At 58.4% G+C, this 26,092-nt stretch carries 23 protein-coding genes and 1 tRNA gene; 16 read left to right on the top strand and 8 right to left on the bottom strand.

The annotated features are described in order from the left end of the window. Positions 1 to 50: 50 nt before the first annotated feature. On the bottom strand, positions 51 to 347 hold the full coding sequence (locus APH25_RS17570) for a DUF3077 domain-containing protein (RefSeq protein WP_060482817.1): 297 nt from the start codon (positions 345 to 347) through the stop codon (positions 51 to 53). 470 nt (positions 348 to 817) lie between these two features. On the opposite strand from APH25_RS17570, the gene APH25_RS17565 reads away from it, so the two are divergent. From APH25_RS17565 to APH25_RS25070, 5 genes are all read left to right on the top strand, one after another. Continuing rightward, a complete protein-coding gene (locus tag APH25_RS17565) occupies positions 818 to 1,066 on the top strand; it encodes a hypothetical protein (protein ID WP_028635322.1) in 249 nt (82 codons plus the stop codon). A 98-nt stretch (positions 1,067 to 1,164) separates the two neighbouring features. Beyond that, positions 1,165 to 1,240, top strand: a tRNA-Thr gene (locus tag APH25_RS17560). 162 nt (positions 1,241 to 1,402) lie between these two features. Further along, positions 1,403 to 2,722: an integrase arm-type DNA-binding domain-containing protein gene (locus APH25_RS17555; RefSeq protein ID WP_023047074.1), complete on the top strand. Its 1,320-nt coding sequence runs from the start codon at positions 1,403 to 1,405 to the stop codon at positions 2,720 to 2,722. Positions 2,723 to 3,651: 929 nt separating this feature from the next. Then, positions 3,652 to 4,632: an integrase domain-containing protein gene (locus tag APH25_RS17550; protein WP_031311649.1), complete on the top strand. Its 981-nt coding sequence runs from the start codon at positions 3,652 to 3,654 to the stop codon at positions 4,630 to 4,632. Next, positions 4,629 to 4,904 carry a hypothetical protein gene (locus APH25_RS25070; protein WP_082428363.1) on the top strand — a complete coding sequence of 92 codons (276 nt, stop codon included), beginning with the start codon at positions 4,629 to 4,631 and terminating at the stop codon, positions 4,902 to 4,904. The genes APH25_RS17550 and APH25_RS25070 overlap by 4 nt, the downstream gene beginning before the upstream one ends. Before the next feature lie 118 nt (positions 4,905 to 5,022). Here the strand turns inward: APH25_RS25070 and APH25_RS25065 are convergent, their stop codons facing one another. From APH25_RS25065 to tmk, 3 genes are read right to left on the bottom strand one after another with little or no spacing between them, the layout of a single operon-like run. After that, complete coding sequence (locus tag APH25_RS25065; protein WP_082428362.1) at positions 5,023 to 5,709, bottom strand: HIT family protein; 687 nt, start codon at positions 5,707 to 5,709, stop codon at positions 5,023 to 5,025. Then, the gene (locus tag APH25_RS25525; RefSeq protein WP_177331197.1) at positions 5,696 to 7,414 is read right to left on the bottom strand and encodes a hypothetical protein; all 1,719 of its coding nucleotides are present in this window, start codon (positions 7,412 to 7,414) and stop codon (positions 5,696 to 5,698) included. Before APH25_RS25525 ends, APH25_RS25065 begins: the two co-directional genes overlap by 14 nt. A gap of 32 nt (positions 7,415 to 7,446) precedes the next feature. Next, the gene (gene tmk / locus APH25_RS17545; RefSeq protein WP_023047072.1) at positions 7,447 to 8,493 is read right to left on the bottom strand and encodes a dTMP kinase; all 1,047 of its coding nucleotides are present in this window, start codon (positions 8,491 to 8,493) and stop codon (positions 7,447 to 7,449) included. An 837-nt stretch (positions 8,494 to 9,330) separates the two neighbouring features. On the opposite strand from tmk, the gene APH25_RS17540 reads away from it, so the two are divergent. The 4 genes from APH25_RS17540 to APH25_RS26010 all read left to right on the top strand — a co-directional run bounded on the left by APH25_RS17540 (position 9,331) and on the right by APH25_RS26010 (position 11,486). Then, on the top strand, positions 9,331 to 9,654 hold the full coding sequence (locus APH25_RS17540) for a helix-turn-helix domain-containing protein (RefSeq protein ID WP_060482816.1): 324 nt from the start codon (positions 9,331 to 9,333) through the stop codon (positions 9,652 to 9,654). A gap of 161 nt (positions 9,655 to 9,815) precedes the next feature. After that, positions 9,816 to 10,262, top strand: coding sequence for a GNAT family N-acetyltransferase (locus APH25_RS17535; RefSeq protein WP_060482815.1), 447 nt, complete (start codon positions 9,816 to 9,818; stop codon positions 10,260 to 10,262). Positions 10,263 to 10,385: 123 nt separating this feature from the next. Further along, on the top strand, positions 10,386 to 11,162 hold the full coding sequence (locus tag APH25_RS17530; RefSeq protein ID WP_060482814.1) for a class I SAM-dependent methyltransferase: 777 nt from the start codon (positions 10,386 to 10,388) through the stop codon (positions 11,160 to 11,162). Positions 11,163 to 11,237: 75 nt separating this feature from the next. Next, positions 11,238 to 11,486: a DUF3079 domain-containing protein gene (locus APH25_RS26010; protein WP_060482813.1), complete on the top strand. Its 249-nt coding sequence runs from the start codon at positions 11,238 to 11,240 to the stop codon at positions 11,484 to 11,486. Here APH25_RS26010 and APH25_RS17520 read toward each other — a convergent pair. Continuing rightward, complete coding sequence (locus APH25_RS17520) at positions 11,483 to 13,780, bottom strand: TonB-dependent siderophore receptor (protein WP_060482812.1); 2,298 nt, start codon at positions 13,778 to 13,780, stop codon at positions 11,483 to 11,485. The two genes, APH25_RS26010 and APH25_RS17520, sit on opposite strands and share 4 nt — an antisense overlap. 139 nt (positions 13,781 to 13,919) lie before the next feature. On the opposite strand from APH25_RS17520, the gene APH25_RS17515 reads away from it, so the two are divergent. Next, positions 13,920 to 14,642, top strand: coding sequence for a response regulator (locus APH25_RS17515; RefSeq protein WP_060482843.1), 723 nt, complete (start codon positions 13,920 to 13,922; stop codon positions 14,640 to 14,642). Position 14,643: 1 nt separating this feature from the next. After that, positions 14,644 to 16,011, top strand: coding sequence for an ATP-binding protein (locus APH25_RS17510; RefSeq protein WP_060482811.1), 1,368 nt, complete (start codon positions 14,644 to 14,646; stop codon positions 16,009 to 16,011). A gap of 70 nt (positions 16,012 to 16,081) precedes the next feature. Here APH25_RS17510 and APH25_RS17505 read toward each other — a convergent pair whose 3' ends face one another. Beyond that, positions 16,082 to 17,401: an OprD family porin gene (locus tag APH25_RS17505; RefSeq protein WP_028635332.1), complete on the bottom strand. Its 1,320-nt coding sequence runs from the start codon at positions 17,399 to 17,401 to the stop codon at positions 16,082 to 16,084. A gap of 468 nt (positions 17,402 to 17,869) precedes the next feature. On the opposite strand from APH25_RS17505, the gene APH25_RS17500 reads away from it, so the two are divergent. After that, a complete protein-coding gene (locus APH25_RS17500) occupies positions 17,870 to 19,972 on the top strand; it encodes a TonB-dependent siderophore receptor (protein WP_060482810.1) in 2,103 nt (700 codons plus the stop codon). A gap of 104 nt (positions 19,973 to 20,076) precedes the next feature. Here the strand turns inward: APH25_RS17500 and APH25_RS26005 are convergent, their stop codons facing one another. Beyond that, complete coding sequence (locus tag APH25_RS26005; RefSeq protein ID WP_060482809.1) at positions 20,077 to 20,274, bottom strand: hypothetical protein; 198 nt, start codon at positions 20,272 to 20,274, stop codon at positions 20,077 to 20,079. Between the two features lie 145 nt (positions 20,275 to 20,419). After that, positions 20,420 to 21,526, bottom strand: a complete 1,107-nt coding sequence (gene aguA / locus APH25_RS17490) for an agmatine deiminase (protein WP_060482808.1) — start codon at positions 21,524 to 21,526, stop codon at positions 20,420 to 20,422. Positions 21,527 to 21,790: 264 nt separating this feature from the next. Between aguA and rfbC the strand changes: the two genes are divergently transcribed. From rfbC to APH25_RS17470, 4 genes are read left to right on the top strand one after another with little or no spacing between them, the layout of a single operon-like run. Beyond that, complete coding sequence (gene rfbC / locus APH25_RS17485) at positions 21,791 to 22,336, top strand: dTDP-4-dehydrorhamnose 3,5-epimerase (RefSeq protein WP_060482807.1); 546 nt, start codon at positions 21,791 to 21,793, stop codon at positions 22,334 to 22,336. A gap of 42 nt (positions 22,337 to 22,378) precedes the next feature. After that, a complete protein-coding gene (locus APH25_RS17480; RefSeq protein WP_028635337.1) occupies positions 22,379 to 24,193 on the top strand; it encodes an ATP-binding protein in 1,815 nt (604 codons plus the stop codon). Then, positions 24,190 to 25,596 (top strand): sigma-54 dependent transcriptional regulator, encoded by a 1,407-nt coding sequence (locus APH25_RS17475; RefSeq protein ID WP_060482806.1) that lies wholly within the window; start codon positions 24,190 to 24,192, stop codon positions 25,594 to 25,596. The genes APH25_RS17480 and APH25_RS17475 overlap by 4 nt, the downstream gene beginning before the upstream one ends. Next, positions 25,596 to 26,051 carry a YiiD C-terminal domain-containing protein gene (locus tag APH25_RS17470; protein ID WP_028635339.1) on the top strand — a complete coding sequence of 152 codons (456 nt, stop codon included), beginning with the start codon at positions 25,596 to 25,598 and terminating at the stop codon, positions 26,049 to 26,051. Before APH25_RS17475 ends, APH25_RS17470 begins: the two co-directional genes overlap by 1 nt. The last annotated feature ends 41 nt before the right edge of the window (positions 26,052 to 26,092 follow it).

Below are 26,092 nucleotides of genomic sequence, written 5' to 3'. Positions count from 1 at the left end.
GCGGGGAATGCAGCGCTCGATCTCACGGCAAACATCGGCGGCCCCCCGTCTCAATGCACCCGCCCCTTGGCAATCTCGATATCGTTCATCAACGCCTTCGCCATATCACACAGATAATCAGCCGCCCCCAAAAACTTGTGGTCATCCTCCATATCGCCCTCGCGTACCAGGTGCTTGATATACCCCATCAAAATCGACACATGCTCATAGGCGGCGTCCACAGGTACGCCGGGCTGTACACGCAAGAGGTTGATAGACGGGCTACCTGCGGGGAGGAAGGTTTCGATGCCTGCGGTGGTGACGGTATCGGAAACAGCAGCAGGTGAATCAGGAAGGATCTTTTTCATGTGCAACTCCCTACGTTCATGAGGAGTCGCCACATCCATGCCTTCTCACTGGATAGAGGTGGCAACCGTGCACGGGGTGAGAAACCGAGTGAACATAGGAAGCTCGGCCAGGCCAAAGCCTGCCCGTGCCGGTCGCCATAAAGCAGCCGCTACGTTCTAAAGCGGGTTCTCACACCCGGTCGCCTGAGCGACCCGGAAAAGGTATCCGTGAGCCATTTCCCCGACAACAGCGATACTTCGGCGGCACGCGTAGGATAGGTCCGAAGCAACCATCCTGAAACACTTTCCCAGCCTTTCCAGAATTCCCTTACACCCCCACCACCACCGGTTTCAGCCGCGATCACCCCCAACATAACCGCAAAAACCGTGTATCATCCGCCGCCCAAATCATTAAAAAGTGACGTCGCGCGCTGCCTGCCAGCCCTGCGGCCATCTGGCGTTGCGCCAGATTCGACAATGGACCAGACCCCGTGACCTTATCCAAACCCCTCGCCCTGCTCGCCTTCGCCCTGGCCCTGACCGCCTGCAGCAGCGGCCCGTCGCATCACAAATCCAGCAACCTCGGCTGGAACCACCCTGGTATGCAACTGGGCGGCGACAAAGGCCTGCCCCTGCGCGCCGAAACCCCGTGCCGCAAGCGCGGCTGCGACAACGACAAGCTGGTCTTCAACCCCGCCAAGACCGAGCCAAACATCAACACCATCCACCGCGGCTGGTAAGAAATTTCTCCTTTTGGGCCGGTGACTTAGGTTATTTGCGAACAATCGCAACTAAGTGGTTTACAGGCCCAAAACGATCGTTATAATGACGCCCCATTGCCGGTATAGCTCAGATGGTAGAGCAACTGACTTGTAATCAGTAGGTCCCGGGTTCGATTCCTGGTGCCGGCACCATTCAAGGTTCCATAGAAAGCTTTCAAAATCTCTGGAACCCCCGAAAAACCCGCCTTCTGGCGGGTTTTTTCGTTTTGGCGTTCCGTCGGATTCCGAGGGTAGCCAGCGCTAATAAGGGTACTTTTAAGGATACCTACCAATTCGACATTGGAAAGTACCCTTATGGCTCGCACAACGGCTCCCCTTACCGACAACGCCTGCCGCACTGCAAAGGCTCGCGAACGTGAGTACAAGCTTTTTGACGGCGATGGCCTTTACCTGCTCGTGAAGCCCAACGGTCGCAAAGGCTGGCGGCTCAGGTACGTGAAGCCCGATGGTCGCGAGGGCCTGACCTCACTCGGCAATTACCCGGTGGTCGGGCTGGCTGACGCTCGCCACAAGCGCTTCGAGCTCAAACAGCAGCTCGCCAACGGCATTGACCCCATCCAATCCAAGCAGCAGGCCAAGGTGCAAGCCGTAATCAATAGCCGTACCTTCGAAAGCGTCGCGCTCGATTGGTATGCCGGGATGGTGCCCAAGTGGGCGCCGGGCCACGCCAAGACTGTGCTCAGCCGGTTGAAGACTCACGTATTTCCTTTGCTCGGTGCCAGGGCAATCGTCGAGCTCGATACCCACGACCTCATGCAGCCTCTAGAAGCCGTGACGAAACGCGGCACCATCGACGTGGCGCTTAGGATCAAGAACTACCTTCAAAGCATCATGCGCGAAGCCAAACGGCTGCGGCTGATCACCGCGAACCCGGCTCACGACCTCGACGGCTCGATCAGAGCACCACGGGTTACACATCGACCCGCACTACCCTTATCGCGTCTGCCAGAGCTGCAAGCACGCATCGACGACTACAAAGGTCGTCCACTCACACGCCTTACCGTGATGCTGTCGCTGCACGTGTTCGTACGCTCCAGTGAGCTGCGCTTCGCTCGCTGGAATGAGTTCGACCTCAAGCGCGGAATCTGGGAAATCCCCGACACCCGCCCGGCGCTGGACGGCGTGCCGTTTTCCACAAGAGGTACGAAGATGGCTGGGGACATACACGTTGTACCCTTATCGCCGCAGGCAGTGGCCTTGCTTGAGCAGATTCACGCGATCACCGGCAAGTTCGACCTGGTGTTCGCGGGGGATGCCAAACCGTGGAAACCGATGTCCGAGAACACGGTGAACGCGGCGCTCAGGACGATGGGTTACGACACCAAGGTGGATATCTGCGGCCACGGGTTCCGCGCCATGGCGTGCAGTGCGTTGGTCGAGTCTGGCCTATGGTCGGAGACGGCTATCGAGCGGCAGATGAGCCACAAGGAACGCAACAACGTGCGGGCCGCTTATACCCACAAGGCTGAGTTCCTCGAAGAGCGCCGGATGATCATGACCTGGTGGAGCCGGTTTCTGGAGGCAAACCGCGAGGACCATGTGACGCCGCATGAGTTTGCCAAGCAGACGGGCGAGAACGTCACGCGGCTTCGCAGTGCCAAGAGGACCGAGTAACCCGCCGCACCACCACCTCAACTCGCTGTGAAGTTACCCACAGCACCGCATGAAGCTCCTCCGCGCGGGTCCTTTCAAACGGGGCTGCAAAGCAGCCCCGTTTGAAAGGACCATACCTAAGAAAAAAACTGCTGGCACAGCTTACGTCTGTGGAAAACCAGTGATGTCCACCGGGGGATAGTTTTATCCACAGGCGCTAAATCCCTGATATCGCTCTGCTTGACGAATATTGTCCACAAGTGTAGACCGGGAGTCGCAAGAGCTGTCGATGACAGCACCCCAGGTGACCCGAACCTTTGAGGTCACGCCGCTCCCGCGGTGGTTCACCCGCAAGTACGATTCGCGTCCGGCAGCTCGTACGGTCACTACCCATGTGATGGATGCCAACTCAATATCGTTGCCCCTGCGGCAACCACCCTATCCATCTGCTCAGCAGCAGCCTATCCGCTTGGCCATTTCGCGTGCGCCAACCTGCGCCCGTCTCTTTCACTGGAAAGAGACGGGCGCTTCTAGCACTGCTGCAGCCCTCATCGCACCTGGCTCTGCGGCAACTCCACTCGTGACAATCGGCGTGACAAACGCCGAAGTCACCAGCAACAGCGCTGTAGATGATGGTGCCGCAGACCAAGGAATGGACTGCACCTGACTGACAGTCAGGCATGCCCCGGTCATCGCATCGCTGCGTTCACCCGGCTCAGGATCTCGCGGCACTGGTCTCGTCAGCCAATGCAGCCTCCACCCGCCCACCGGTAACGGTGCTCAGGAGGCCAGATCATGAGATGCCCTTGCTCCCGGACGTAAGGAGCCGCCAGTCCCGCGTTAGAGGACATCCCCACAGGTCGCAGGGGCCTTGATCCCTGATAACACTCAACATTCTTGGCGGGATGACGTGGGGCGAGGTTCGGAGAACGGTAGATGAGGTGACTGACATGGCATTGGTGGGTAGACGCGATGGCCGCAATTTCGGTTACGGCAGACAATTGAGCTACGCAGGGCCGCAGGCGCTGAAAGACATGTTTGGCGGTGGCCATTACGGCACGGTCAAAGCGCACTGCGACCGGTGGTTGGCATTCGTGAAATGGTGCCGCTCCGAACACGGACCTGGTCTCAATGATGCGCGGCAGATCGATCGCAAAGTGTTGGCAGACTACGCGGCATATCTGCGCGACCTGGTTCGGCGCGGTGACCTCGCCGTCAGCACCGCGCATAACCGGCTATCCAGTGTTAACAGGACCATGGCGGCGCTTCGCGGTGATCAGTGCGTGAAATTGCCAAGTCCGAGCAAGGCATTGGGTATGCAGCGCACCGGGGTTCGTCACTCAGTGCCGCAGGGACAAGATCGCGAACAGATTAAACAGATCGTCAATGCGCTTTGTCGGCATCATCAGCTACGAGCAGCCGCGATTGTCCTGTTGGCGCGAGCCACTGGCATGCGCTTGCGTGAAGCCATATTGGCTGACCTGCAACGGCTTAGCCGGCAGGCTGAAGCCTGCGGCAAGATCAACATCCAGGAAGGCACCAAAGGTGGCCGCGCCGGCGCTTCGGCGCCTCGTTGGATAGCAGTGGATGATCATATTCGTGATGCTCTTGGATTCGCATCGCAAGCGTCACCTGCAGGTAGCCGCAACCTGATTGCGCCAAATGAGAGCTACCTGAATCTTCTGCAAGAAAGCATCCGCTCTGCGCGGGATATCCTGCATGCGCACAACCTGAAGGGCTTCCATGAGCTACGAGCGGCGTACGCATGTGAGCGTTACGAGCAGCTCACCCAACACCCCGCGCCAATCAACGGCGGCCAATGGTGCCAGATAGATAGGAACCTTGATCGTGAGGCCCGGTGGCAAATCAGCTGCGAACTGGGGCACGGGCGGATCGACGTGGTCGCCGCCTACATTGGTGGCCGGGCATGAGTAAGCCATTCGATATGGAGCTGTTTTTGGCTGGAGTTCTGACCGGCTCGCGTACAACGCAGCAACGCCACGTTCGCCAGGCGAAAATCATTCAAGCTGAAATTACAGAACGCTGGCAGCGAGAAACGCCTTGGACTTGGCAGAGTAAGCACTTAAATTGGTTTCTTCAGCATTGCCTAAGCCGACGTAGCGAGACCACACGGTACTACTATTTACTGACTGTTAAGCTGCTCGTTCGCCGCTTAGAAAAATCATGGACATTCAATCTTTGACTAAGAAGCCTGATCATCAAGTCCATTCTATCTTGAACGAAATGCAGCAAACGACTTTAAAGTTTTAATATAGAAACAAATGCAGAGAAAAAAAGCCCGCGCTTCGCGGGCTTTGTCACTATTTACTGCAAAACCGTATAGCATTAAACCTTTTCTCTCCAGATTGCCCCATAATAAAACTATCCATGCAGTCTAGCCAAGACTTAATATTAGCGGTCTGTGAGTCACTTCGCCAGTTCCAGTGATTTTGCAATTTAAGTTGTTCGTGTACAGCTTTACGAAGATACTGAGCATGCTTATCTTGATCAAAAGATATGCATGACTTATTGGGATCTCCAAAGAAAATGTAATCAGGAGTGGAAGCTTCTATACCTGGCAAGTCAGAAACACTTAAAAACCTCGTATCCTTAAAGTCCAAGCAGCTCGCTTCAATGGCTACTGGAAGTATATGTAAGTGAGCATGATCAACACAGTTGATCAAAGACCTACCAACATCCAATATACCATGTTCAAAGTAAAAAATAGAAGCCGAATTCAGTACGGACTTATAGATTGCCTGCAAGTCACTGATCACTAATTCAAGTTCGGCAATCTCATCTTTTGTAGCCATACTAAAGGCTGTGTAATGCCTTTTTGGAACAATAAGTAAATGACCAGAGATCAGCGACCCGACGCTGGGAAAAATGTAAAAATATAGGCTTTCCAGCCTCAACCTGCTCACCCCAATGTTGGGCAAGACATTTTTTAGGTAGTAGCTATTATCCACATCCCCGGAAAACTCTGCGCAATAACTACACTTGTCCATGTAAAGCTATTCCTTTAACAAAATCACAGATAGACCTGAATAGAACCACCGTTTTATCAGACGGCTTACAAATTTCTGTATGGGATGCATCGATCAAAATATGGTCGCAGTTTGGCAAGTTTGGATTCGATGATCTTTTGTTGACTATTGTAAAGTTTGAGTTCTCCCCATAACTCCTGTGAGAAATTTTGTGATCCGTAGCAAGTTTGTGATAGTCACGATTCAGAATAGTTAACTCTTTATTGTTATAAAACAAATCTTTTACTGAATCGGGACTTAAGAGAAACTGTGAAAGGGACAAGAAGTTAGCAAGCCTTGATCCGATATGAGGTGTAGCTAGAAAAACAACCCCAACTATATTTTTAAAGCTATCTTGATTACTCCGCAGCTTAAGCGACAGGAGAATTTTCTTTGTTATAAGACCACCAAAACTGTGACCTACAAGTACAGTTTTTCTTTTGAAAATATCATTACTCTCGAGAAGGTGAAGAAGATTATTAGTCCTGTCTTCAAGAGACATACCCTTCCCCATCACTCGCACTGGTGGATTTGCATATCCCAGCGAAAATACTCTTGTCTTAGTTTCTTCGGAAATTTTAGTTGGAAGGTAAAACCCAGTGTTTCCGTTGAGCCAAGTTTGCCTTGCATCTCCTCCTAACCCGTGAACAAATACCACATCAATTTCTGAATGGTTATCTTCTGACACCTGATATAGCTGCGGGTACTTTGCGGGATTTATATCGTCATATTTATAATAACTTTTTATGAACGACGCAAAATATTCAGTTTTTTTATTAAGCTCCGCAATTGCCATAATGGTGTCGTGGGCACCATAGCTGGTATCTTTGCCGTAATCAGTGGTATCGCCGACAAAATGACTTCCACCAGTCGCTCTTTTGACGTATTCCTCAACAATTTTGCTAGGGAGCTTTTTCACATGGTCATTAGCAACGATGGCGCGCACGAATAAGTGCGTCAGAGGGTAATGGAAAGTTATTCTTCTAGGACTACCCTCTTCACTCACAGAGACCTCTTCGCGATTCAAACACTTATCCCATGAGGTAGCATCCCCAATGGCACGCAGAGCAAAATCGATAGCATTTGAAACAATACTAGAGCTTCTATACCCAGTCTCGGATAGTAAAATTAAAGCATATGCCGTAGAGCCCAAGCACTCTCTACCATTTAGATCGGGCCAGCCGCCCGACTGCATAGCGCTTCCCAATACATGCCTAACACCACGATGAAGAGCAGTGTCGAGCTCCGAAGTTCTTGAGCCTACGCTCGAAATCGCCCTCAATGCAACGGTCGTACTTACTACTCTTGAAGGACTATTTTTGATAAGCCCCCACCCGCCGTCATCATTTTGAGAGTCAACCAGCCATGTCAATGCGTTGTTGATGGTCTCGTCAAAGTTGGCCATCTCAGTATTGCACTTTGAAAGAGCAAGACAGGACCATGCGGTCGCGTCAACCACGCCAACTTTATTGACGTTAGACACGAAAGGAAAACTTCCATCTGGAAGTGCAAATGATACCAGCGTGTTTAGCGCCCGGTATAGCTTCCCAAGGTCGAATCCATTTTCCCTAAGCGCAATCAATACATGCGCTGTTGCAACAATTCCTATTGTCTTGTTTGATCTTAGCTCTCGATACCAACCTTCCTGGCCGTCATATATAACCCTATTACTATAAAGTTCTTGCATCTTGCTTTCGAGAGTTAGTAACATACTAGACCTTATTCACCAATCACTTGTCTGAAATATCTATCCATGGGCACAACTGAGTCTTGTGTCGCATCTAGCCTTGCGCAGTACTCTTTTATAGCTGATTTTTTTATTTCGTTCGTAGTCTCAAACATCAAAGAAATATATCTCTTCGCATTACTGCATGCAAACAAATAGGATGAGGCAACATTATTCGGCAACGAATCGTTCGCAGATTGAAGCACACCGATCATTTTCCCTGTTTCGCTTTCCTTTAAGTTTTTAGCTAAATCTCTCAAAGCATCTAGCTGCTCTGCTGGTAGAGTCTTAGTATACTCGATCACCTCATCGACATCCAAAATTCTGGCAGCAATACATTTTTGAATATGCTCTCGAATACACGATTTTTGAACCAGGTTGTAGTTGTTGGCACTAGCTTGCTCTATGCATTTAGTAATCTCGTCGGCGATATCGTCCTTTGCCTTAAATTTGTCGCCAACCATACAATCAATTATAACTTTAGGAACGCCGCCTGTATCCAACGTACAATACATGTCCTGAGCTTTCTTCAGCAGATCTAAGTCTTGTTCGTAAACATCATGCCCGTCTACATAATTTCGCTTTCCTTTCGAACCAACATTTTCATGAGCGCTTGTCATACTACCTTTTAGCACAATGTATAAGTCCGGCTTAGGGAGACCCAATGCACCGTGTTCCATTTCATACACCCACGATGAAATATCTTCACCGCTGCGTATACTCTGAAAAGTGGCATTCGACAAGCTGTATCGATTTGAAATAACAATATGACCTGAAGCTATAGATGCTTTAATTCTCTCAACGAACTGCATCCTATCTAGGCTAAAAAGCATTGCCATCAGTTTCCCTGGAAGGCTTTTAGCATTTATGTCCTTGTCATGCCCCGCTAGTAATTGCCCTAGCTCTTTACCTATAAAAGAATCATACGCTGGAAAATCATACGTATCTACAAGGTTCCCGAGAGCTGCAAATCTCTCCTTAAGTAAGGATAACTGTGTTGCTTTACCTGTACCATCAATGCCTTCAATCACAATAAACATATTATTGACCTCGCCTGATATGTTTTAGAGGCCTGAAAATCTAGGCCTTAAGGCCTATTATCGCATCAAGCTAAATTTTGTGCATTATGAAAATTATTACCGTTCGCTAAGGACTGTAAAAAATATCAGATCAATTAGATACTGATAGCATGCCAGCAAGGTGTTTAAAAAGCACAGATTGATTTACGAAAACACACACCAAAGATCTTTCCAAGCATACGCAATCTGATTGCCGATTGAATTAGCACATAGCATTAACTATTGACTATTTACTCGGAAACCAACGACTGCTGTGCCTTCGAAACTACATCCTGGATTCATCATAAGTCTATTCGATGCATAATTTAATACGGCTAAAACCGGGCAAGAAGTTGGCTTACCGCTCTCGTTCATGCGGTAAATTTCAGAGCCGCACCCATCCACGGCCATGAGTGATGCTCATAGATATGGATCTACATATTCTGACTTAGCTTTCTCATATAAAGGACTACTGGACTTTCGTCTAAGGATATTTTTAGAGATACCAGAATTTTAATCAATCAATATAAATCAGTAAATTCATATAGTTATGTTTATTTTCGACTCTTGGTGCCGCACCATATGCAGTATCAAAAAAGGCTCACCGAAAGGTGGGCCTTTTTTGTTCGTGTCCCATATGCCTTTCTGCGTCGAAGCTGGCTGGCACGTGCGGGCAGCGCTGCGGTCCAGTAATCCCAAACCTGATCAACGACACAGCTTAATAACCGTCACTTCTTCAGAAAAAAACGCTTCAACTTGCTGATCGAACCTCGATACGATTTTATCGTAAATTTTAGATAAACCCTGCGAGGTGAAGCAATGGCACTTCAATTATACGAGAGCCCCTTCCACGTCATCCACGATCAGGACACACCCAGCAAAATAGCGTTGAAGATGGACCTCTCCATTTTCATCGCTGGCTGCATAAAGCAAATGGGCCTCAAACAACACGAGGCTGCTGCCAGGCTCAACGTGACCCAATCCCGGCTATCCGAGCTGGCAAACGGCAAGATCGAGGAGTTCACGCTGGACGCCATGATGGATATGCTCGACAAGCTCGGCTTCCGCACCAGCCTTGTCTTGCACTCGAACGATGCTGGGGCCCTACCGCAGATTGTTATCTCGCAAGTACGCGGTAGCTAGACCCTGTAACCCATGTCTCTATTGCCACCAGATCCAGTATCCGCTCCCATGCCATGGTGTTCCACCAACTATGATCGGACAGCTCACAACCAACGCGGACACCAAGCCCCCTTGGGCAACACTGCCATAAAGGCCGCTCCCCAAATCACCGGCTGACACCCATGAACCTCAATCTGAGACTCGCATCAGTTACCGACCTGCCAGCAATCTACCTGGGCGAACAAGACTATATCCGCACCTGGGAACCCGCCCACGAAGCAGCCTGGCGAGCAGATTTCAGCCGTCATCTGACCCGTTGGGTAACTCATTTCGACAAGTTCACTGTCGCAACCATAAGCACAGATTTCGCGGGGTATTCGCTGTGGATGCCGGACGGTGACTGTGCAGAGTTGTGCACCATTAACGTGTTGGAAACCTGTAGGCGCAACGGTGTGGGCTCTGCGCTGTTAGATGCCTACATCTCAACCGCAAGATCACTGCGCTTTGCGAGACTGCGATTGAGCGTAAGGCCCGATAATCCCGCACGATTCATGTATTCGAAAGCTGGGTTCGTGCTTACTGGAATCGGGCCGCAGGGTTATGAGGTGTTTGAGCGAGCAATCGATTGACCCACACAGGTTGTATGTTCACCGAAGTGATCTAGCGTTGCAGGGGGTGTGGGGTTATTGGGGCTGCGGGGCAGCCCATCGCGACCTTCGGTCGCTCCTACGGGTGTTGGATCTGGGGGAAATATGGCCATCGATTTTCATTCTGAAGACAACCGCAACACCTACGCCAGCCGTGAAGCCGACAGTGGCTGGGCTGCGGCTATAAAGGCTATCGTCAACCCGGTAAACAGGCGGGTAGCCGACATTGGCTGCGGAGGCGGGATCTATTCAGTTGCCTGGCACCGCCTAGGCGCCGAGCACGTCACCGGTGTGGATTTCTCGGCGCAGATGCTGGAGGCAGCACGCAATAATGCAGCGAGCCTGGAGGGGCTGACGTTCCAGGCCGGCGAAGCGACGGGAACCGGCCTGTCAGACGCCTGCGTAGATATCGTTTTCGAACGGGCACTCATTCACCACCTGCCCACCTATGACGCCTGCTTCGCCGAGGCCTTCAGGGTTCTGCGAGACAACGGCCACGTACTGATTCAAGACCGCACCCCTGAAGATGTAACGCTCGCCGGCTCACCTGAGCATATTCGCGGCTACTTCTTCGAGCGCTTCCCTCGTTTACTGGAAGTCGAACTGGCTCGCCGGCCGAGACACGACGAGGTGGTGCAGGCGCTGACCGGAGCGGGCTTTACCCATATCCGCTCGATGCAACTCTGGGAAACACGCAAAACGTACACCCACATCGAGGCCCTGCAACAGGACCTGGCACAGCGCACCGGGCGCTCCATTCTGCATGAGTTGAACGACGCGGAGCTGGCAGACCTGATCGGGTTTATCAGCACGCAAGTGGGTGATGCCTTGCCGATGGAAGAGCAAGACAGGTGGACGCTCTGGTACGCCACCAAAGCCTGAGTTTGATCCCGGTCAACGCGTACGCCAGGGGCAGGCATAGGCTGAGGTCTGGCAACCGGACCCAGGACCCTCACCATGGCCAAGAAATTTCCCAAGAACCCAAGCCACCCCGAGCGTATCTGCTGGGGGTGTGATGTGTACTGCCCGGCCAAGGCGCTCGCCTGCGGCAATGGCGCAGACAGGACCATGCACCCGGTGGAGCTGTTCGGGGAGGACTGGGACAGTTGGGACGCGGGGGAGGGAGAAAAAATGAGGCTGCCGGGCAGCCCATTCGCGGGTGAACCCGCTCCCACAGGGGCTATGGGAGCGGGCTGCCGGGGTTAGAAGTTGGTGCTAACGGTCAGTGACAGGCTGCGTGGGTCGCCATAAATGGCACCGGCGTAGAACCCGTACCGGGTGTAGTAATGCTTGTCGAACAGGTTGTTCGCGTTCAGCGTGACGCTGGTGTCATCGGTAACCTGGTACTTGGCCATGGCATTCCAGATGGCGTAACCCGACCAGTTCACGTCGGTGGCGCCGGTGCTTACGCCGTTGGCGGGCTGGCCGGCCGGGGTGGAGATGGCGCGGATGTTGGTTTGCGCGGTTACGCCGGCACCTACGGTCAGGCGGTCGAGCGGGCCACTGAGGTGGTAGGTGGTGGAGGCCTTGAACAGGTGCGACGGGTCGCTGCGGCCGTCGCTGTCCACGCGGCGGAAGTGCAGGTAGGTGTAGCCGGCATACACGTTCCAGGCCGGGGTGAGCGCGCCGGCGATTTCAAGGTCGATGCCGTCGGTTTCCTGGCCAGAGCCGGCCTTGTAAGCGTCGTTGCCAGTTGGCGTTGGCACGCCGCCATCGAGCACGGCCTTGTTTTCCTGCTTGTTGCGGAAGTACGCCGCCGAGGCGTTCAGGCGGCCGTCGAACCACTCCCCCTTGATGCCCGTCTCGTAGCTTTGCCCACGGATCGGCTCCACCTTGGCGCCGCTGCTGGTTTCCTGGGTTTGTGGGGTGAAGACGTCGGTGTAGCTGGCGTACAGCGAGTAGTTTTCGTTCAGGTCGTACACCGCGCCCAGGTAGGGGGTGACGATGCCGCTTTCTTCCTGGCTGGTGCGGGCGCCGTTGACGCTGCGGGTGATGGCTGAATAGTCGGTGGTGCGCACCCCGGCGATGACCGACAGCGGGTCGGTGATGCTCAGGCGGGTGGCGGCGTACAGACCCTGCAGGCGGGTGGTGGTTTTGGTGTGGCGGCCGGTTTGCGAGGCGAGCATGTCGTAGTCGGCGTTCACGCCGTTACGCCAGTCGCTGATCGGCAGGCCGTTGTTGGCGCGGAACAGGCAGCCGACCACCGGGGCGCCGATTCGGCCGTTGCCGACCATGTTGCAGCGGTACTCGGGCGACCAGGCCACGGTGCGGCTGTCGTTGTAGCCCACCATGGCCTGGTGGGTGCGGCCAGACAGCTGGAACGGGCCAGAGAGGTCGATCTGCGCAGACTGCTGGGTGGTATCGCTGGAGCTGTGCAGGCCGTTCAGCACTGCGCCGCTGCCGTCCTGGTCCCAGTAACCGCCAAAGCGGCCGCGCCCAGCGGAGTTCACCTTGCCCAGGCCCCGGTGGTTAAGGGCGTCGGTGGTGCTCTGGGCCACTTTCAGGTCCAGCGCCCAGTCGTTGTCGAAGCGGTGTGCCAGCGAGCCGAACGCGGTGCGGGTGGTGTATTCGCCAAAGCTCCAGCTGGGTACCAGGTTGTTGCTGCGCGGCAGGTCGGTTTTGCTGCCGTCGCGGTACCAGATAGGGATGTTCGCGCCCCAGCCGCCACCCACCACCTTGTTGTACTCGTACTGGTAGCCGGCACCCAATGTGGTGGCGTCGTCCAGGTCGAACTCGAAATTGGCCAGGGCGGCGCGGGAGCGCTCGGACTGGTTGTCGCGGAACGAGTTGGCGTCCTGCTGAGTCATCACAAAGCGTGAACGCAAGCGGCCGTCTTCCGACAGCGGCAGGTTCAGGTCGGCGCCCAAGCGGCGTTTGTCCCAGCTGCCGTAGGTGGCGTAGGCGCTGCCGCCAAAGGTTTTGGTGGGCGCCTTGCGGATCAGGTTGACCGTGGCCGAGGGGTCGCCGGTGCCGCCCAGCAGGCCGTTGGCGCCGCGCACAATGTCGATGCGCTCGTACAGGTCCATGTTCAGGGCGTTGCCGCTGCCGTTGAAGTCGGAAGCGCCGGGCGTTTGCAGGCCGTCGATTTTCCAGTTGGTGATGGCGTAGCCACGGGCGCGGTATTCGGTGCGGCCACCCACTTCAAGCTTGCTGGCGGTAACGCCGGGCGTGGTTTCCAGCGCCTGCTCGATGCTGTGGATGGCGCGGTCATCCATTTGCTGGCGGGTGATGGTGGTGACCGATTGCGGGGTCTGCCGCGGGGTCAAGTCCAGGCCGGTGGAGCTGCGGGTGCTCTCGACGGTGTAACCCAGCTGGCCCGCTTCATCGCCGGGCAGCATGGCGCTGTCTTCGATGTTGGTGGCGTCCAGCACCAGTGGGGCACTGTCGGCGGCCATGGCGCTGCCACTGATGGCCAGGGCGACCAGCAATGCGACAGGGGTAATGCGGGTGCCGGCGCAGGTGAACGAGGTGAGGGATTTCGATGTGCTCAAGGGATTCATTTGGGAAGGCTTCGTATTTGCAGATGATTTTTTGTTAGGATTCTAGGGATCGGCCCTCCGGGCTCTACACCCGACATGTATGGGGTTGTAATTGAACGTAATGAGCGCCGCTGGCCCTCACCTGAAAGGTGTCCTGCACATGAGCACAACCCTGCTGGTTGTCGACGATGACGACGAGATTCGCGAACTTCTCTGCGACTACCTCAAGGACGCTGGCTACACCGTACTGGCCGCCGCCGATGGCAAGCAGATGCGCGAGCAGCTGGCCCGCCAGCCGGTGGCACTGGTGGTGCTGGACCTGATGCTGCCCGGCGAAGACGGTTTGAGCCTGTGCCGCCAGTTGCAGGCCACCCCGGGGCTGGCAGTGATCATGCTGTCGGCCAAGGGCAGCGCGCTGGACCGCATCATCGGCCTGGAGGTGGGTGCCGACGATTACCTGGCCAAACCTTTTGAACCACGTGAACTGATCGCCCGCATCAAAGCAGTGCTGCGCAGGCCGCACCGGTTGCACACCGCCGTGCAGGAACCCGCCCAGGTGGAGGCCCATGCCTTTGCGGGCTTCCGCTTGGAGCACGTGAAACGCCTGCTCACCCGCCCCGATGGCGAAACCCTCACCCTGCCCCGCTCCGATTACCGCGTGCTGCGTGAGTTGCTGGAAGCCAACAACCGTGTGGTGTCGCGCGACCAGCTCACCCGCAGTGCCTTCAGCCGCGACCACCTGCCCGACGACCGCTCGGTGGACATGTGCGTCAGCCGCCTGCGCCAGCACCTGCGCCACGCACCGGGCGGTGTTGCGCAGATACTCACCATCCGCAACGAAGGCTACCTGCTGAGCATTGCCAGCACCCAGGCCGACGCCTGAAATGCGCTGGGCCCGTCGGCTGTGGCCGCGCACGCTGTTCGGCCAGCTGCTGCTGATCATGGTGGGCGGCACGCTGGCCATTCAGTTGATGTCCAGCAGCATCTGGTTCGACGTGCGCTTCGCCCAGGTGCTCGAAGCCCCGGTGCGCCTGATTGCCGCCCGTAGCGCCCCCTTGATCGCCCAGGCGCAGTGCCATGCCGGTGCCGTGAAGGTACCCGCCCACTATCAACTGCGCTGCGCAGAACAGCTGCCGCCGCTGGAAGCGGACGAACGACGCGGGCGCAAGCGCGTGGAACTGCTACTGCACCAGGCCCTGAAGTACGAGCTGGGGCGCGAGCCGAACGTGCGCCTGATGAAGGTGCAACTGACCGACGAACTCGGGCGCCCCATCGTCTGGCGCAGCCTGTTCGGGCTGCGTACCGCCCAGGCGCATATCCAGTTTGCGGTAGCGCTGGCCGATGGGCACTGGCTGACCATCGACGGCCAGGAACTGCAGGGCTGGAGCGGCGAGTCGGCCTGGTTGCTGATCAGCGACTACTTGCTGCGGGTGTATGCGCTGCGCATCGTCGCCGTGCTGCTGGTGTGCCTGATTGCCGTACGCCTGTGCCTGCGCCCGCTGCGCCGCCTGGCCGATGCGGCGCGGGGGCTGGGTGGCAACCTGGAGCAACCACCACTGGCACTGGACGGGCCCGAAGAAGTGCGCCAGGCGGCGCAGGCCTTCAACGCCATGCAGCAGCGCCTGATCGCCATGGTCAACGACAAGGCGTACTTTCTGGCCGCCGTGTCCCACGACCTGCGCACCCCGCTGACGCGCATGCGCCTGCGCCTGGAGCGCATGCCCGACGACGAACACCGCCAGCGGCTGCGGCAGAACATCGCCCAGATGGACGACATGATCGGCCAGGTGCTGGACTACCTGCGGGCGGGTGAACAGCTGAACCTGCAACACGTGGACATCGACCGGCTGGTTGCACGCCAGTGCGCAGAGCTGGCCACCGTTGAGGAGCCACTCCCGGTGCACGGCCAGGTAGGCAGTGTGAAGGTGGATGCCTTGCTGCTGCAGCGTTGCCTGCAGAACCTGCTGGTGAATGCACTGCGTTACGCCAATGGCGTAAGCGTCACGCTGGAGCGTGTGGGATCACAGGTGGTGATTCACGTGGATGACCGGGGGCCGGGTATTGCACCTGAACTGCTGGCGACCATCACCGAGCCGTTCGTGCGGGTTGAAGGCTCACGTAACCAAGGGTCTGGCGGGTACGGGTTGGGGATGAGCATTGCCCAGCGCATTGCGAACAGCCATGGGGGCGAGCTGACGGTGGTAAACCTCGAGGGGGGCGGGCTGCGGGTGAGTATCGGGTTGCCGGCCTGACGCCGGGCAACCCTGGCTGCGCAAGGCGCCCCCCAATGGCATGGGGGGTAGCCTTTGGCTCAGCAGCGGATCAGAAGATGCTGATCGGGTACTCGACGAACACGCGCACTTCGTTGCCGTCGTCGTTGTAACCGTTCTGGCGCACGGCGTCGTTGGTACGCACGAACGAGCTGCGCAGCTTGATCGACAGGTCCTTGGCCGGGCCTTCCTGCACCACGTAACGGACCTGGTTGAAGATCTCGCGCTCCTTGCCCTCGCCGTAGCCCTGCGGGTTGGCGACGGTGCGGGTGTTGATGTTGTCACCCACCACGTAGGCCAGCTTGTAGGTCAGGCCCGGGATGCCGTAGGCGCTGAAGTCCAGGCCGTAGCCCAGCTGCCACGAACGCTCGTCTTCGGCGTTGAAGTCCGACCAGTAGGAGTTGGCCAGGAAGATGGTGGAACCACCGTCACCCACGCCGCCCTTGTTCTGGTACCAGCCGTAGTTGTAGCCGGTGCTGCCGGTGCTGCGCTGGTGGGCGATGGTGAACGAGTGGGCGCCATAGGCGTAAGTGGCGGCCAGGCTCCAGATGGTGTTGGAGTCGCCGTTGAGGCCGGCTGCCTGCACGTACTTGTTGTCGATGTTCGACTTGTAGCCGTTGAAGTCCAGAGTCAGGGACTGGTCATTGGCGATGGCATGAACGTAGTTCAGGCCCAGGTAGTGCTTCTTCATCACGTCTTCGTTGTCGGCGGTGTACAGCGACGCGGTGAAGTTGTCGGTGAACTTGTAGCTGCCGCCGAACACGTTGATCGACTTCAGGCCGCCGCCGTCACGGCGCTCGGCGCTCTTGCGGGCTTCCTGGGTGAAGCGACCGGCGTTCAGCTCCAGGCCTTCGATTTCCTTGGAAGTGATCAAGGTGCCGGTGAAGCTTTCTGGCAGCAGGCGCGCGTCGTCGTATTGCAGCACGGGCAGGGCTGGCATCTGGTCACCGTACTTGAGCACGGTGTTGGAGATGCGGAACTTAACGGCGGCACCGGCGCGGGTCAGGTTGTGCGGCGAGCTGGCGTTGCCATCGGCGTTGGTGGTGTCGTGCGGCTTGAAGAAGTCCACGCCACCGCCACCGTTGTGGCCTTTGCCGCCATCCAGGCGCAAGGCGTACAGGCCAAATGCGTCCACGCCGACACCCACGGTGCCCTGGGTGAAGCCGGAGGAGAAGTTACCGATGAAAGCCTGGCCCCATTCGATCTGGTCGTCGGTGCCGTGCTTCTTGTCGCGGTTGATGTAGGCGTTGCGCAGAAGGACGTTGGCGTGGCTGTCCTCGATGAAGCCCTTGCTGGCGGCCTGGTCATTGGCCTGTGCCTGGGTCGCGGCGATCATCGCCAGGGCGACCAGGCTGATCCTGGTATTCAACATGTTGTTTTCCTTATTTCTAGATCAAGAACGCTCTGCAATATGGCGCCAGGAACCAACGCCCCTTCGTAGGTTCGACGCTATGCGGGTCCAGCCTGGGAGCCATGCCGGTGAGTACACGGCGGCTTGAGGCAACAGCACGGCCAATGGGATTGGCCAGCAGGCGTTGGCCGAATCCTAGCGGTGGGTGAGCGCGAATGTCAAAAAAACGTGAAATGCAGGTCGATATAACCAAAAATCAGGTATGGAACGAGGCATTTTTCTACGGCTTTGGGCTATAGGTAGTGATTCCATCTCAAGCGGGATTAGCCAACCTGACCATTAGGACAATTCTCCTTGAGCCCGTGAGACAGATGGATTAGTTACAAAGTGATACATATGTAATGGGAACTCTTTACAAATAGCCAGGCAACAGTAAATGGTAGGCATTACCATTCGCACCTCCATTAATGCCTGGTCTGGATACGCTCCATGCTTGCCCCCAAACGCCTATCTCCCCTCTCGCTTTCCCTTTCGTTGCTGTTCACTGCAGGCTTTGCCAGCGCTGCGACCACCACCCTGCCTGAGCTGTCGGTGACCGCCGACAGCGAGCGCGATAAAGACAACCCCCGCGTGAAGGAAGTGAGCACGGCCACCCGTACCGCTACGCCTGTGCGCTATGTGCCCCAAGCGATCGATACGGTGAAGGCTGCGCAGGTGCTGGATTACGGCAGCAATACCTTGGGCAAGGCACTGGAAGGCATCCCCAACGTGAGCAGCGGCGCCGATACGCGCTTCGACAGCGTGCGCATTCGCGGTTTCGAGGCCAGCAACGACTTCTACCTCGATGGCATCCGCGATGACAGCCAGTACATCCGCGACCTGCACAATATCGAACGGGTCGAGGTGCTGAAGGGGCCGGCAGCGGTGCTGTACGGGCGCGGCAGCCAGGGCGGCATCGTCAACCGGGTGAGCAAGGCACCGGAGGCTGGCCGGCGCTCCACCGTCGAAGCGCAGGCCGGCAGCGAAGACCTGCGCAGCCTCTATGCCGACTTGAGCGCCGACCCCAGCGACACCGTGAGCCTGCGGTTGAACATGGGTAACCAGGACAACAACAGCTTCCGGGACGGCATCGATGGCAGCCGCCAGCTGTTCGCGCCCTCGGTAAGCTGGCAGGTCACCCCCGACCTGAACTGGCTGGTGCAGTACGAATACAGCCGCTTCAACCGCACCCCCGACCGCGGCATCCCGGGTGTCAACGGCCGCCCGGCCGATGTGAACCGCAGCACCACGTATGGCGATACCCACCGTGACTACATTGACGACCGCGCCCAGTCGCTGCGCTCGCGCCTCAACTACCAGCTGAACGAAACCTGGCAGCTGCGCCACACCCTGGGCCTGTTCAAGCTGGACAGCGAGTTCGACAACACCTACCCCACCGCCTACAACGCCACCACGGCAACGGTGACCCGCCAGCGCTGGCAGCAGGACCTGAACACCCGCAACCTGTTCAACAACCTGGAAGCCGAGGGTGACTTCGACACCCTGGGCCTGGAGCATAAATTGCTGCTGGGCCTGGAGTTCGGCAACCAGCGCCGCGACCCCACCCTATATACCGCCGCAGCGGTGTCTGCCGGCGGCAGGCCGGTGCCGGCGCTGTCCCTGAACAACCCGGATCGCAGCCGGCAGCACAACGGCCGCATGGTGGTGTCGAGCAACAACCACACCGTGGTCGATAGCCGGGGGGTGTACCTGCAGGACCAGGTTCGCCTCAATGACCAATGGCAGGTGTTGGCCGGCGTGCGCTTCGACCAGTTCGAAGTGGAGACCACCAACAAGGTGCGCAACCTGGCTGAGAAGCAGGACAGCCGCACCACCAGCCCGCGCCTGGGCGTGGTGTACACGCCGTGGCGGGATCACTCCTTCTATGCCTCGTGGAGCAAGACGTTTGCACCTGTGGGTGGCGGGCTGATCGGCATTACCCCAGGCGCGGCGGGCAACACCAACGATACCGGCCCGGAGCTGACCCGGCAGAAAGAGATCGGTTTAAAAAGCGACTGGTTCGATCAGCGCCTGACCACCACCCTGGCGGTGTATGAGCTGGAGCTGTACAACCGCCGCACCCGCGACCCGATCAACCCGGAAATCACCCTGCTCAGCGGCCTGCAGCGTTCACGGGGCATTGAGCTGACTGCCACGGGGAATGTGATCGGCAACTGGTACGTGCGCGGGGGTGTCGGCCTGCAGGACGCCACCGTAGTCAAGGACAACAACGGCCTGGAAGGCAACCGCATCAATGATGTGGCCAAGCGCAACGCCAGCCTGTTCGTCACCTGGAAGCCGGAGCTGGGCTGGTATGCCGAAACCGGCCTAACGCTGGTGGGTGAGCGTTATGCAGACAACCAGAACACCACGGTACTGCCGGGGTATGGGCGCTGGGATGCATTGGCGGGGTATCGCACCCATGACTGGGACGTGCGCGCTGCGTTGAGCAACATTGCCGACAAGACCTACTACAGTTCGGCGACCAGTGCTGCGCAGATTCAGGTGGGTGACCCGCGTAGTCTGGTGGTGACAGGGAGTTACAGTTTCTGAAGGGACCGCTGTAATTGCCAGTTTGACCCGCGAAAAACCCCACCCCATAGCCCTGCATTCAGAGCATATGGGGTGGGGTGGCGCATGCCCTCAAAGGCTGACGATCAGTGCCACACCGCCATCAACGCCTGCATCTCTGCATCGCTGATCAGCCCCTGGGGGTAGCGCCCGGCAAGTAGACGTCGTGGGTCGGTCGTCCTGACCCTGATGCTTCCATGGTGTTTCAACCACCTCGCCAACACCTTCAGCGCTGAGTGATCCACTGCCATTGGGCGCAAAGCCGACTCACTTGCTGCATTCATGTCTACACGTACTCCTGGCCCGTGAGCAGCTAACTTACGTAGGTATTGTTACAAACGGATAACCCAACCCAGCCGGGCTATCTGCTTGATAAACAATACAAAACGTATGCCAGCCACCGCGCCGGGCGTCGGGCGGCGCAGAACCCTAGCGGTGCAGCGGCGCAGGCTGCTGCTGCGTCAGGCAATGAATGTTGCCTCCGCCCAGCAGCAATTCACGGCCCGGGATCATCACCACTTCGTGGTCCGGGAAGATCTTCGCCAGAATGGCCTTGGCCTCGGCATCTGCAGGGTCATCGAAGCTCGGTGCAATAATGCCGCCGTTGACGATCAGGAAGTTCACATACGAGCCCGCCAGGCGCACCGAAGGGTCGCGCTCCTGGCTGCCAGCCACCTGGTCGACGCCAGCGCATTCTTCAGCGGTGGCATACAGCGGCCCCGGGATCGGCATCTTGTGCACGATGAATTCACGGCCCTTGGCATCGCGGGTGTTTTGCAGCACCTGCAGCGCGGCATGGCAACGTGCATAGTTGGGGTCGTTGGAATCATCGGTCCAGGCCAGTAACACTTCACCCGGCCGCACGTAACAGCAGAAATTGTCGACGTGGCCATCCGTTTCGTCGTTGTACAGGCCATCTGGCAGCCACACCACGGTGTCGACAGCCAGGTTGTCGCGCAGCACCACTTCGATCTGCTCGCGGTTCAGGTGCGGGTTGCGGTTACGGTTGAGCAGGCACTCTTCGGTGGTAATCACGGTGCCTTCACCGTCCACGTGAATAGACCCACCCTCCAGCACGAACCCTTCGGTGCGGTAGCGCTGGCAGCGCTCCATTTCAAGCACCTTGGTGGCCAGCTCTTCGTCATGGTTCCACGGCGCATACAGGCCGCCATCGAAGCCGCCCCAGGCATTGAAACCCCAGTCCACGCCCCGCACTTCGCCCTGGTCGTTGATAACGAAGGTTGGGCCGGTATCACGCACCCAGGCGTCATCGCTGCTCATTTCCACGACCCGGATGTTCGGCTGGTCCAGCTGGCGACGGGCGTTTTCGTACTGGCCGGCAGACACGGCAACGGTGACGGGTTCGAAGCGGGCGATGGCCTTGGCCAAGGTCACATGGGCGGCCTGGACAGGCTTGCCACCCAAACGCCAGTTGTCGGGGCGCTCTGGCCAAACCATCCATACCTGGGTTTGCGGGGCCCATTCGGCGGGCATGTGGAAACCATCGGCACGGGGCGTGGAATTGAGGGTTTTCATCGTTGACCTCTGCAATGGCCCTGACCGAACGAGGCGGGCGTTGGGGAATTTATAATCGATATATATCTATAATTAAACCGGTGAAAAGATTATTACATTGCCTTAACAACCACAATAACCGATAAGAATCGGTAAGCGCTGTCCTGTCCAAGCCATCACATCTAGCACAAGGCTCCCCCAGGCATCCAGCCAAGATTGTTTCATGAGAAAAAAGCACGCACGCCAGCTAGGGTCATTACTGAACAGCAGCCAGGGCCGTCCCCGATGAACATCATTCCCACTGCAATCCCCGAGGTACTGATCATCGAGCCCAAGGTCTTCGGTGACAGCCGCGGCTTTTTTTTCGAATCGTTCAACGCGCGCGAGTTTGCCCGCCACACCGGCACGAACGTCGAGTTCGTTCAGGACAACCATTCCCGCTCAGTGGCCGGGGTGCTGCGCGGCCTGCATTACCAGGTGCAGAACACCCAGGGTAAGCTGGTGCGCGTGGTGCAGGGGGAGATCCGTGACGTAGCCGTTGATGTGCGCAAGCACTCCCCTACCTTCGGCCGCTGGGTGGCCGTGCACCTTTCTGCCGAAAACCATCGCCAGCTCTGGATACCTGCAGGGTTCGCCCATGGGTTTGCGGTGATGAGCGAGTCGGTGGAGTTCCTTTACAAGACCACCGACTACTACAACCCCGGCGCCGACCGCTGCATCCGCTGGGACGACCCCACCCTGGCCATCGACTGGGGCTTGAAGCAACCGCCGGTGCTTTCCGAAAAGGACAAGCTGGGGGTGTCGCTGACCGAGGCGGAACTGCTGCCTTAAGTAGCGCATAATTGCGTCAGACTTATCTGGCGCACTTACCCGATGATTGCAAAGCCCACGCCCCCTCGTCGTCCCCGCTGGCGCAGCCTGGCCCTGCTGGCCCTGTGCCTGGTGCCACTGCTGTGGCCCCTGCATCACCTGGCCGAGCGGTACTACCAGCAGGAGCTGGCATCGCAAAACCGCCAGACCCTGGACCTGTACGTCGCCAACCTGCTAGGCACCCTGCACCGCTACGAAACCCTGCCGCAGATACTCGGCGACCTGCCCGCACTGCGCGGCGTGCTGGCCGACCCGTTCCGCCTGGAGGCCGTCACCAACGCCAACCGGCTGCTGAAGAACATCGTGCAGCAGACCGGCGCCGAAGTGATGTACCTGATGGACGTGAGCGGCAACACCCTGGCGGCGTCGAACTGGGACAAGCAAGACAGCTTCGTGGGCCGCAACTTCGCCTTCCGCCCGTACTTCAACGAAGCCATGGCCGGGCACCTGGGGCGCTTCTTCGGCCAGGGCACCACCTCGGCCAAACGCGGCTACTTCTTTGCCGCCGCCGTGCGCGATGGCGAGCGCATCGTTGGGGTGCTGGTGGTGAAAGTGGACTTGGACCACACCGAAACCCTGTGGGGCCGTACCCCCGAGCAGCTGCTGCTGACCGACCACAACGGCGTGGTCATTCTCACCTCGCGCCCCGACTGGCGGTTCCGTGCCACCCGACCGCTGACCGAAGCAGAACGCCAGGCCATCATCGCCATCCAGCCCTACCCCACCCAGGCGCCACAGCCGTTGGTGATCAACCCTGACGCGTGGATCACGCAAACCCGCGACATCACGCAAACCGGCTGGCAGGTCAGCATCCTTGCCCCACGCATCTTGGTGGACCGCTCGGTGCAAACGGTTACCGCCATCGGCGCTGGCGCCCTGCTGGTGGTGATGCTGCTGACCGGCCTGGTGATGCAGCGCCGTCGCCACTACATCGACCGTATCGACTTTGAGGCGCACGGCCGCCAGCAGTTGGAAAAGCGCGTAGCCGAGCGTACCGCCGACCTGGAAGGCCTCAACACGCGGCTGAAAAGTGCGGTGCTGGAGCGCGAGAATGCCCAGCAGGAGGCGGTGCGTGCGCAGGATGAACTGGTGCAGGCCGGCAAGCTGTCGGTGCTGGGCACCATGTCGGCCAGCATCAGCCACGAGCTGAACCAGCCCCTGGCGGCCATCCGCAGCTACGCCGAAAACGCCGAGATCTTGCTGGACCACCAACGCATCGAGGACGCCCGTGGCAACCTCAAGCTGATCGGCGAACTGACCGGGCGCATGGCCTCGATCATCGCCCACCTCCGCGCGTTCGCCCGGCGCGACCGGCATGCCCCGGAAAGCGTGGCCCTGCAGCCGGCCCTGGATGATGCCCTGGCCCTGCTGGCCAAGCGCCGCCGCGCCATGGCGGTGGAGCTGGTCCGCGACCTGCCAGAAGCCACCCTGTGGGTACAAGCCGGCGAAACCCGCCTTCGCCAGGTGCTCAGCAACCTGCTGGCCAATGCCCTGGATGCCCTGACCGAAAAAGCCAACCCGCGCCGGCTGTGGATAAGTGCCGAACAGCACGATGACTGCGTCTACCTGTACATTCGCGACAACGGCCCGGGGTTCAGCCGCCAGGCCCTGGAGCACGCCAAGGAGCCGTTCTTCACCACCAAGACACGCACCCAGGGCCTGGGCCTGGGCCTTGCCATCTGCGAAAGCCTGATGCGCGCCCTGGGTGGGGAACTGCTGCTGGCCAACCACCCTGAAGGCGGCGCACTGCTCACTTTGGAAATGCGTGTAGCCCCACCTGGCGCGACCTTGCCCAATTCGGAGGATTCCTCGGCATGAGCCCCGAGACACAGATCGACAGCCACGCTCAGGTGATCCTGGTCGATGATGACCCGCACCTGCGCCAGGCCCTGAGCCAGACCCTCGACCTGGCCGGGCTGAAGGTGGTGACCCTGGCCGAGGCCCAGGGCCTGGCCGAGCGCATCGAGGCCGACTGGCCGGGCGTGGTGGTCAGCGACATCCGCATGCCCGGTATCGATGGCCTGCAACTGCTTGAGCAATTGCGCGGCCTGGACAGCGAGCTGCCGGTGCTGCTGATCACCGGCCACGGTGATGTGCCGCTGGCGGTGCAGGCCATGCGCGCCGGTGCCTACGATTTTCTGGAAAAACCCTTTGCCAGCGATGCCCTGCTGGACAGCGTACGCCGTGCCCTGGCGCTGCGCCGCCTGGTGCTGGACAACCGCAGCCTGCGCCTGGCCCTGAGCGATCGCCAGCAACTGGCTACCCGGCTGGTGGGCCAGTCCCCCTCCATGCTGCGCCTGCGCGAGCAGATCGCAGCGCTGGCCGCCACCCGCGCAGATGTACTGATCCTGGGCGAAACCGGGGCTGGCAAGGAGGTGGTAGCCCGCGCGCTGCACGACCTTTCCAGCCGCCGGGATGGCCCGTTCGTGGCCATCAACGCCGGCGCACTGGCGGAGTCGGTGGTGGAGAGCGAGCTGTTTGGCCACGAGCCCGGCGCCTTCACCGGCGCGCAGAAGCGCCGCATCGGCAAGTTCGAATTCGCCAATGGCGGCACGCTGTTCCTGGACGAAATCGAGAGCATGAGCCTGGATGTGCAGGTGAAACTGCTGCGCATGCTGCAGGAACGGGTGGTAGAGCGCGTGGGCGGCAACCAGCTTATCCCGCTGGATATCCGCGTCATCGCCGCCACCAAGGAAGACCTGCGCCAGGCTGCCGACCAGGGCCGCTTCCGAGCCGACCTGTATTACCGCCTGAATGTGGCACCGCTGCGCATTCCGCCACTGCGCGAGCGGGGCGACGACATTCTGCTGCTGTTCCAGCACTATGCCGACGCCGCTACCCAGCGCCACGGCCTGGGCCCACACGCCCTGCAACCTGCGCAGCGCGCCTTGCTGCTACGCCATGACTGGCCGGGCAACGTGCGCGAACTGCAGAATGCTGCCGAGCGCTTTGCCCTTGGCCTGGAATTGGCCTTGGACGGCCAGGCCGCGCCTTCGGCCGCTGCTGCACCCAGCGTGGTCACGGGTAACCTGAGTGAACAGGTGGAGCACTTCGAGCGCTCGCTGATCACTGCCGAGCTGGCCAAGCCCCACAGTTCGATGCGCAGCCTGGCCGAAGCCTTGGGCATCCCGCGCAAAACCCTGCACGACAAGCTGCGCAAGCATGGCCTGCATTTCGAAGGCGGCAGCGGTGGCCATGACGACCATGAGGAAACCCGTTGATGAGTAACGAGAGCCAGTACCTGCAGGCGGTGCTGCACCGCGATATTCCGCTGACGCAGGAGATGGGCCTGGAAGTGGTGGGCTGGCAGCAGCAGGTGCTGCAGCTGCAATTGCCGCTGGCGGCCAACGTCAACCACAAGAGCACCATGTTCGGTGGCAGCCTTTATTGCGCAGCGGTGTTGGCGGGTTGGGGGTGGCTGCACCTGCGTTTGCGTGAGCTGGGTATCGATGACGGGCATATCGTCATTCATGAAGGCCAGATCAGCTACCCGCTACCGGTAACTGGCGCGGCGGTAGCGCGCTGTGCGGCCCCGGATGAAAAGGCTTGGGAACGGTTTCTAGCGCTCTACCAGCGCCGCGGCAGAGCGCGCCTGACGCTGGAAACGACCGTCAGCAACGTGGGGAGTGATGAAGCCGCAGTACTTTTCAGCGGCCAGTACGTGCTGCACCGCTAGAGGCCAGGGCGTAAACAAACCAAGGCCCAGCCCACCTCATA

It is taken from the genome of Pseudomonas sp. NBRC 111119 (assembly GCF_001320125.1).
GTDB lineage: Bacteria > Pseudomonadota > Gammaproteobacteria > Pseudomonadales > Pseudomonadaceae > Aquipseudomonas > Aquipseudomonas parafulva.
Note: the sequence above shows the minus strand (reverse complement) of the source record. Positions and strands in the feature narration are given on the sequence as shown.